The following is an 8072-nucleotide window of genomic DNA, read 5'->3' on the forward strand; positions in this document are numbered from 1 at the left end:
GGCGTGGGCGGCGCGGCGGGCGTTGGCGTGGGCGTCGCGCGGCCCGGCTGCTGGCCGGGAGCGCCGCTGTCGTCCGGTTGACCGTCGGCGAGACGGGAAAGCGAGTCCGCCACAGCCGCCGGCTGGTGCCGGCCTCGTCCGGCTGACCGCCGGCCCTGCGCCCGGCCCCTGCTGCCGCGTCGGCCAACGTTCACTGCGTCCGCCGTGCCCAAGGCGACCCCCGGCGTTGCCGGGAACCCTGAGCGGCGCTGCTGCCAGGCGGCTCCCGGAGCCCTGCCTGGAACCAACCTGGACACGGCGGCCGGCCAAACATCGGCTGACGCGGCACCAGGGCGTGTCTGACGGATGTTCGATCGCGCGGGCGGCGCCCGGATGGCCACTCGACGTGTTGTTGTCATCGCCAATAGCTCTGTTGTTGAGCGCTCCCCATCCACCGCTACGCGCCGTGCGGGGGTCTGCTGTCCTCCGCCTTGCGGGAGGCCGCCCGGATCACCATCCGCATCGACCAACATCCATCGGGCACGTCCTGGTGGGCGCAGGCCTGCCCGTGGCTGGAGCGCGGGCCGGGTTCCTCGCTCGCCGCGCTTCCCGACCCCGGCGGCGGGCCGGAGGTACCCCGTCGCGGGCCAGGATGCCCCGCCCTTCTCCGCGTAGCTCCGCTGCCACGCTGGCTGTATTGCCAGCCGGTCATACTGTGATTGATCGCGTACCTTCGGTAGGAGAGTTGGGCGCGAGTGTCACGACGGGTTACGGATCAGGAGGTTCTGGTTACTTCCTATACTTTCTTCATGTTGTCTCTTTCGCAAATCCTACGTAGCGTGGTAGAAACATCTCCGATGTAGCCGAGCCGGTGTATCCCAACAGGCAGAGGAGGCTGTCCTAAAAACAGCTCGAGTGTCGGTTCGACTCCGACCACCGGCACATTCAGGTCTGTTCCGTGGCCGCCGGCCGGATCATTCCGGCCGGCGCTCGGTCATGCCATCAGACTATTCGCCTGAATGCCTCACCGTCATTGACGCGTGACCCTTCCTCATGCTGGTCGCCGTCCTGACACCGGCGGTTGCCACCGCGAGTTTTGCGATCATGACGGCGAGGGCTTCGAGCGATCTTGCGGAGTGCTCCGACGTCATCCAGCGCCGTCCGGCGGTCGTTCACGGGACTATGGGCACGGCCCCCGCTCGCGGCGTTCTACTCTGTATTCCGACGGGTTCGTCGAGCGAGCGCGCCGATCGACCGGGCTTTGCCGATCCACCTTATTGATCAACTTTGTTGATCCACATGGTGGGCGGCGCGGCAGGTGGTGCGGCGGGCAGCACGATCGACCGAACCCGACGGCAGTTGCGATCTGTACGCCCGGCTGGGTACGGGCGGCGGAAGGAGTCGTGTCCTGATGGCCGAGATGCGCTCGTCGAATCCGGTGTTCAGCCGGCGTGGCTTCGCCGGCCGGTCGACGCCGTCCTCCGGGTACTACGGCCCCGGGGCCCCCGGGGGGTATGCGCCGCCGGGCGGGGGAGCTCCGCCCACCCCGACGCCGGAGCAGCTCGCCGGGCTGTACCGGGCGCCCAGTGGGCTGACCGTCGACGACGTCGTCGTCCACACTCTGGGCCTGTTCGCGGTGATGGCCGTCACCGGGGCGGTCGGCTGGGCGATCGCCCCGACCACCCCCGCGGTCGGCTTCACGGCGATGTTCGCCGCGCTCGCGCTGTCCCTGGTGATCTCCTTCGGCCGGCGGCTGCGGCCCGCGCTGATCGTGCTCTTCGCCGCGCTCGAGGGCCTGTTCGTAGGCGCGGTCTCCCGGTTCTACGAGGACGCCTTCCACGGGATCGTGCTCCAGGCGCTGCTCGGGACCGCCGTGGTCTTCGTGGCCATGCTGGTGGCCTATCGCAGCCGCCGGCTGCGCGCGACCGAGCGGATGGCCCGGGTCGTCTACGGGTCGTTGCTCGGCGTCGTCATGCTCGGCCTGACCGACCTGGTGATCAGAGCGGTGTCGGGCAGTCATCTGCCGATCATCAATGACGCGTCCCCGCTCGGCATCCTGTTCAGCCTTGCCGTGCTCGTGGTCGCGAGCCTGCAGTTCATCCTCGACTTCGACTACATCGAGCGCGCGATCGCCGCCGGTGCTCCCCGTTCGGAGGCCTGGCGGGCCGGGTTCGGGCTGCTCGTCGGATTCGTCTGGGTGTACCTGGAGATGCTCAGGCTGCTGTCGAAACTGCGCGCCTGACTCCCCTGGCTGGCTCAGGCTACGCGGCCCGCGCAGGCCGCGACCGGCTTGCCATGATGACTCCGGCTGTACGGTGGCTCCGGCTGCACATGGTGGCTGGTCGGCCGCGGCCAGCCGGGTGCGGCCGCGGCCAGGTGGGTGTGAGTGGCGGCCAGGTGGGTGTGAGTGGCGGCGGGGGCCAGGCCAGCGTTGACTCTCACCTGCTCTGCCGGATTCGCCGTCGCGGGTGGTGACCGGCCCGCTGGTCACCCGGAGCGGTCGGGGCCAGCGTGCTCGATCTCGATACTGATCAGGCAACGCTGGTCGCGGACCATGGCGGCGCGATAGTCCTCCCAGTCCGGGTGCTCGCCTGACAGCGTGCGGTAGTAGTCGACGAGGGGCTCCATGGCATCCGGGAGCGAGATGATCCGTGCGCGGCCCCGCACCTGGATCCACGGCCCGAAGAAGGCGTCAGGGAAGACACACAGCCCGGCCCGCGGGTCGCGATGGAGATTGCGGACCTTGTAGGCGGTCTCCCTGCTGCTGATGACAAGCCTGCCGTCGGTGTCGACGCCGACGGTGACCGGTGACAGCTGCGGAGTCCCGTCCCGCCGGAAGGTTGCGAGGACAGCCCGATGATTGTCCCGGACGTAGTCCCGTGCCGCGTCGATGTCCATGGGCTGATTCTCGCCCGGCCGGCCCGGTGGCACCGTGCCGGATGCTCCTGCGCTCGTCGCCGAGGGGGGAGGACGACCGGGACCCGGATCCTCATGGGGCTGTGACGCATGCGGGCCGCGCCGGACCGGTCGGGCGAGGAAGGTTACATCGAGCGAAAAGGATTTACCGGGTCAGGTCCGGATGGCGCGCCTGCGCAGATCCGCTTCGTGGACCACAGCCGCCGCATAGCAGTGGGGGAGCCCGTGCTCGTCCCGTAGCCAGTTCACGCGTTCGGAGAAGCGCAGGAGACCAGGCCCGCGGTCCAGGCATCCCAGCCAGTGGCCGACGTCGTGTCCGGTGATTCTAGGAATTCGTTCGATAAGGCTGTGGTGGGTCTCTTCGGAGCGTTGTTGCGACATTGGCGCCTCCAGTACGCACTGGTCAATCAGTCATGGAAGGAGCGTGCACCACCAGTCGGACAACGGCAAGACCCGCCACGGCTGTCACGGGGTAGCCTTTATGGATGGTCGAAGCGGATCCCCCGGCGATTCGGGATCTGATCATTTCGGACGTGGCGGTTGTGGACGCGCCGCTGGCGGCGCTGATCAGCGAGGTACGACGGCTGCACGACCGCATCCACGGATGGTCGCCGACCTCTTGGCGGGAACCGTGCGTCCCCTACCGGTTCGGCGCCAACTCACCCGAACCCGGTTCCGGGGCGGGAGCCGGTGGGGCGGGCGTGGCCGCCGGGCCCGGCACCGGTACCCGTGCCGACCGGACGCGTGCGCTGGCCGTCGAACTCGCTGACCTGGGGCGTGAAGCGGGCTCCGGGCTTCCCACGGGTGTCGGTCCACCGCGTCTGGCCGACCACGCTCTCGCCGACCAGATCGCCGTACTGGCAACGGACCTGATCGAAACACTGGCCGCGGCCGCTGCCAGCGCCGCCCCCGCGCATGGTTCGTTCTCTTGGAATGATCTCGTAGAACGGGCTCGGCTGGCTGTCCGCGCGGCTCGCATCGATCTGGAGACGTCCCGGCGGTGGCGTGCCGGAGGCCTCCAGCGGTGACCGGTACCGGCGGTCAGTCCTTCTGGGCGGCCGCCACCCGCGGATTTTCCACTCCGTGACACCGTGTCGAAAAGCGGAGTTTCGCGATGATACGTGCCGCTCGGTGTCGACGGCGTTCACGCCGACGGCCCCTCCGTTCTGACGGCCCCTCCGTTCTGACGGGACCGCCACGCCGACGGCTCTGACGGCCTTTTGCGTTGGCGCTCCCTTTGTGTTGATGATTCCTTGATGCGCTGGCTCCTGGCGGGCCGTCGACGGCGCGATGCGGGCCTCGTCGAGCGACCGATGGGCGTCGTCCTGAGCGTGGGTCGGTACGGGCCTACGGCGCTGGGGGCAGCGGCCGCTTTCCTGGCCGGCGGGCTGGTCGGTTCGCCCGCTGACCGGCCCGTCCGAGCTCCGATACGTGTTCGGCGTCACCCGAATAGGTGACCTGCGGTCGGAGTTTGCCGGATTGCGAGCGCCAGCGGCGAGCGCTCGCTACCTTCCGTCTATGGGTACGGTTCAGGCCAATGGCATCGAAATCGCATACGAGCTGCATGGCGACTCCGGTGGCTTGCCGCTCGTTCTGGTCGGTGAGCTGGGCCAACAGCTTGTCGGCTGGCATCCTGATCTTATTCGGGCGATGGTGCGCCGCGGTTTTCAGGTTCTTGTGTACGACAACCGTGATGTCGGCTTTTCCACCCATTTTGACCAGTTGGGGCAGCCGGATCTCGTGGCCGTGATGTCCGGGAACGCCGACGCTGCCCCCTACACTCTCGACGACATGGCAGCCGACGCCGTCGGCCTGATGGACGCCCTCGGCTGGCGGTCCGCGCACATCTTCGGGATCTCCATGGGCGGCATGATCGCCCAGATCGTGGCGCTGTCCTTCCCGGACCGGGTACGCAGCCTCACCTCGGTCTCGGCCACCACCGGCAGCCACGGCGTCGGGCATGCCGCTCGGGACGCCACCGCTGTCGTGCTCCGCCCGATGGTGGCGAGCCGGGAGGCGTACGCGGACGGAGCCGAGCGGGCTCACAACATCATCGGATCGGCCGAGTTCTCCCCCGACCGCGAGTGGATACGGCGGCAGGCCGGGCTGGCCTGGGAGCGTCGGTACGACCCGCATGGCACCGCGCGGCATCTGACCGCGATCCTGGCCGCGGGGGACCTCACGCCCGACCTGGCCCGGCTGGAGATCCCCGCGTTGATCGTGCACGGGGCGAACGACCCGCTGATCCCGGTGGCCAGTGGGCGCCTGACCGCCGCGGCCATCCCGTCCGCGGAGCTGTTGGAGATCGACGGCATGGGGCACGACATCCCGCGCCAGGTCTGGGACCGGCTGCTGGACAAACTCGACGATGTGGCTCACCGGGGCGAAGTGGCCGCCGCGGCGCGTCGGGCGAGCGCCTCCATCTCATCATTTGGTCACTCTTAGTAATTGCTTGTAGTCGTCACACATCGTCGTTGTAGTCCTTGCGCGCGGGCGATGTCGCTGGTTCGGTGGCCGGCGGCTCCCCGGCAGCGCCGGTGCTGGTATGCCTGTCCGCCTGTGCGGCCGGGTTCCGGTCGGGCCGGCGGAGCCGATCCGTCCGGGACGGATCCGACGGCCTCGCAACCGAGGTTCCGTCAGACCTGCCGGGTCGCCCGGAGCTGTCGGGCGGTCGGTCCTCACCTGGGGTTCTTCGAGCCTGTCAGGCCCACCAGCCATCGGATTCGCCAGCCCGCCGCAGCTGTCGGGACCGGCTGCTGGACCTCCTGGCCGGTCCGTGGATCTCGGACTCGGGAGGGAGCCCGGAGGAGTCGGAGGGAAGCCGGACACGCAGGAAACATGATCTGACCGCCCGCCCTGGCGACAGCCGGTTGGCCGCCTGCCGTCAGCGGATCGAACGTCCCGCTCCTAGGCGTTCTTACTACTGAGTGTCCGCAACTATCATTTTTGTTACATCTGTCCACAGGTGTAGTGGTAGGGGGTGATCGTCCGAGATGTGACAAGGGCCGGAACGATGCCTTCCTACCCGGCCGGAGGCCTTGCGGGGTGCCAGGGCCAAAGGCCGCGCGATGATGTTTTTCGCGCGGCCGGAGGCCTTGCGGGGTGCCAGGGCCAAAGGCCGCGCGGTCAGGTTTTTCGCGTGCCGGGCTCCGAGGGGCCGTGGGTACCGGTATCGACCCGCCGTACGACGGGTCTTCCGGCCTTGTCTGCATACTTCTTCCGTGACGGCAACCGATTACGATGAGGGATAAAGGTCATTCGCACAGTTTCGGTACCGGGCGACCGTCCGGCGTTCGTCGAACGATCGCCCGTCCTCGCTGGTGACGCAGAAGGCGGGCGGCTACGACGATCCGTCCCGCTGCTCGTCGGGCTGGCGGTGGTGATCGCGCTTGGGGCGCTGGCGCTGGCGGTCCGGCAGGCGGGTCTGCGCGAAGGCGAACGGCAGCGGCTGTCCGACCGCACCCGGCTTGTCGAACGGGTCGCGGAGAACGCCGCGAGAACGTCCGACCCACGGCGGATGGGCGCGCTGGTCGCCAGCTTCTCCTTCGCGCCCGACCAGCCGGCCCACAACCGCAGGATGCTGGAGCAGCTGGCGACGGCGCCGATCGGTGACGTCAGCCTGCTGGCCGCCCTCGTCAGCATCGACGGCGGCTCGCTGGTCGCCGTCCCGGACGGGCCGCGGGTGACGGCCGCCGATCTGGGTGTCGCCTGGACGGCGGCGCTGGCCGGGCAGCCGGCCATGTCGCAGGTGTTCGTCCTCGACGGCATGCCGGTGCGGGCCACGGTCGTGCCGGTGGGCGCGCCGCGTCCGTGGGCGGTGCTGGTGCGCGTCGTCGACGAGGGGGCGGCCCGGGAGAGCAGCGAGAAGTTCGCCGCTCTCGACAGTGTGTCGGGCAGCCTGTGTGACGTCGACGCGGGCGGTGTCGCGGCCGCCTGCTGGAAGCAGGACCTGCGGGGCCGGCGGCTGGTCGAACCACGCGAACTGGCCGGTCTGGTCCCGGGCACGGTCCGGGTGTGGATGTCGGGCGGCGCCGGGGAGCAGGTGGTCAACGTCGCCGAGAAGCAGTCCACGACCGGATATGTCACGATCTTCCAGCAGCCCACCACGCGGCTGTTCGCGGACCTGCGGGCCGCGGGGCGCCACGGGGATCTGACGCTGCTGGCCGTTCTGGTGGTCTGCGTCGGCGGACTGGTCGTGTTCGGGCTGCGCCGCGAGCAGGTCGCCCGGCGGGCCCGAGCGCGGCTGCACACCATGCTCGGAGGAGTCCGGGACATCATCGTGGTCGTCGGTGACAACCACGAGATGACTTTTGTCAGCCCCGCCGTGCGCGACCTGCTCGGCTACGACGCGGCATCCTGGATCGGCCGGGTGCTGACCGACTTCGCCGATCCCGACGACGTGGCGCGGATCCGGCGGCTGCTGGCCGACCCGACCGGGGGCGGTGTCCTCGACGTACGGCTGACCACCGCCGCCGGTCAGCCGCGCTGGTTCGACCTGGAGGCCAGCGACCTCACCAGCCATCCCGAGCTCGCCGGTGTGCTGGTGACCTGCCACGAGGTCGGGGAACGCAAGGACCTGCAGGACCGGCTGAGCTACCAGGCGTCCCACGACCTGCTCACCGGGCTGCCCAACCGGGTGGCCTTCATGGGCGAGCTGGAGAAGGCGGCTGGTGCCGTCCGTGCCGGCGGCGCGCCGTTCGTGGTGCTGTTCGTCGACCTCGACCATTTCAAGCCCGTCAACGACGGTTACGGCCACGACGCCGGTGACGTCGTCCTGCGGGCCGTCGCGGAACGTCTCGTCCAGACCCTGCGGGACGGTGACCTGGCGGTCCGGCTCGGCGGTGACGAGTTCGGGGTCCTGTTGCGCGGCGCGGACGAGGCGGCCGCCGCCGCGGCCGCCGACCGGATCATCGAGTCGGTGCGTGCCCCGATCATGGTGGGTGCCTCGGTGGTCCAGGTCGACGCCAGCATCGGTATCGCGCCCTCGACGCTCGATGTCGCGCGGCCCGAACATTTCCTGTGCGTCGCGGACAACGCCATGTACGAGGCCAAACGGGCGGGGAAAGGCCGCTTCGCCATGGCGACCGGGGGGTCGCCCAGCGCGCTGGCGGGCCTGCAGCCCGCTGTGCACGTCGCCGAGACCGACGACGTGCTCCCCCCAGCGCCCCCTTCAGCGC

The 8072-nt window shown here is 69.5% G+C and carries 6 protein-coding genes and 1 tRNA gene; 5 read left to right on the top strand and 2 right to left on the bottom strand.

Annotation, left to right across the window (positions count from 1 at the left end; translation table 11 throughout):
* The first annotated feature begins 846 nt into the window (after positions 1 to 846).
* Positions 847 to 921: transfer RNA gene (locus CM1CMNOD_RS03350), tRNA-Leu, on the top strand.
* 469 nt (positions 922 to 1390) lie between these two features.
* On the top strand, positions 1391 to 2221 hold the full coding sequence (locus CM1CMNOD_RS03355; protein WP_013872260.1) for a Bax inhibitor-1/YccA family protein: 831 nt from the start codon (positions 1391 to 1393) through the stop codon (positions 2219 to 2221).
* Between the two features lie 245 nt (positions 2222 to 2466).
* On the opposite strand, the gene CM1CMNOD_RS03360 is transcribed toward CM1CMNOD_RS03355, so the two are convergent.
* The gene (locus CM1CMNOD_RS03360) at positions 2467 to 2877 is read right to left on the bottom strand and encodes a PPOX class F420-dependent oxidoreductase (protein ID WP_013872261.1); all 411 of its coding nucleotides are present in this window, start codon (positions 2875 to 2877) and stop codon (positions 2467 to 2469) included.
* A gap of 171 nt (positions 2878 to 3048) precedes the next feature.
* Positions 3049 to 3276: a DUF4287 domain-containing protein gene (locus tag CM1CMNOD_RS03365; RefSeq protein WP_013872262.1), complete on the bottom strand. Its 228-nt coding sequence runs from the start codon at positions 3274 to 3276 to the stop codon at positions 3049 to 3051.
* A 152-nt stretch (positions 3277 to 3428) separates the two neighbouring features.
* On the opposite strand from CM1CMNOD_RS03365, the gene CM1CMNOD_RS03370 reads away from it, so the two are divergent.
* The 3 genes from CM1CMNOD_RS03370 to CM1CMNOD_RS03380 all read left to right on the top strand — a co-directional run.
* Positions 3429 to 3923: a hypothetical protein gene (locus tag CM1CMNOD_RS03370; protein WP_241245607.1), complete on the top strand. Its 495-nt coding sequence runs from the start codon at positions 3429 to 3431 to the stop codon at positions 3921 to 3923.
* Positions 3924 to 4476: 553 nt separating this feature from the next.
* Positions 4477 to 5340, top strand: coding sequence for an alpha/beta fold hydrolase (locus CM1CMNOD_RS03375; RefSeq protein ID WP_237702972.1), 864 nt, complete (start codon positions 4477 to 4479; stop codon positions 5338 to 5340).
* A gap of 934 nt (positions 5341 to 6274) precedes the next feature.
* A partial coding sequence (locus CM1CMNOD_RS03380; protein WP_131773830.1) for a GGDEF domain-containing protein occupies positions 6275 to 8072 on the top strand: 1798 nt, incomplete at its 3' end.

This window comes from Protofrankia symbiont of Coriaria myrtifolia, from assembly GCF_900634755.1.
Classification (GTDB): Bacteria; Actinomycetota; Actinomycetes; order Frankiales; family Frankiaceae; genus Protofrankia; species Protofrankia coriariae.

What these genes read in the sequence shown, in the direction of transcription:
- CM1CMNOD_RS03355 (WP_013872260.1), top strand. Translation starts at nt 1,391, where the DNA reads ATGGCCGAGATGCGCTCGTCGAATCCGGTGTTCAGCCGGCGTGGCTTC.
- CM1CMNOD_RS03360 (WP_013872261.1), bottom strand. Translation starts at nt 2,877, where the DNA reads ATGGACATCGACGCGGCACGGGACTACGTCCGGGACAATCATCGGGCT.
- CM1CMNOD_RS03365 (WP_013872262.1), bottom strand. Translation starts at nt 3,276, where the DNA reads ATGTCGCAACAACGCTCCGAAGAGACCCACCACAGCCTTATCGAACGA.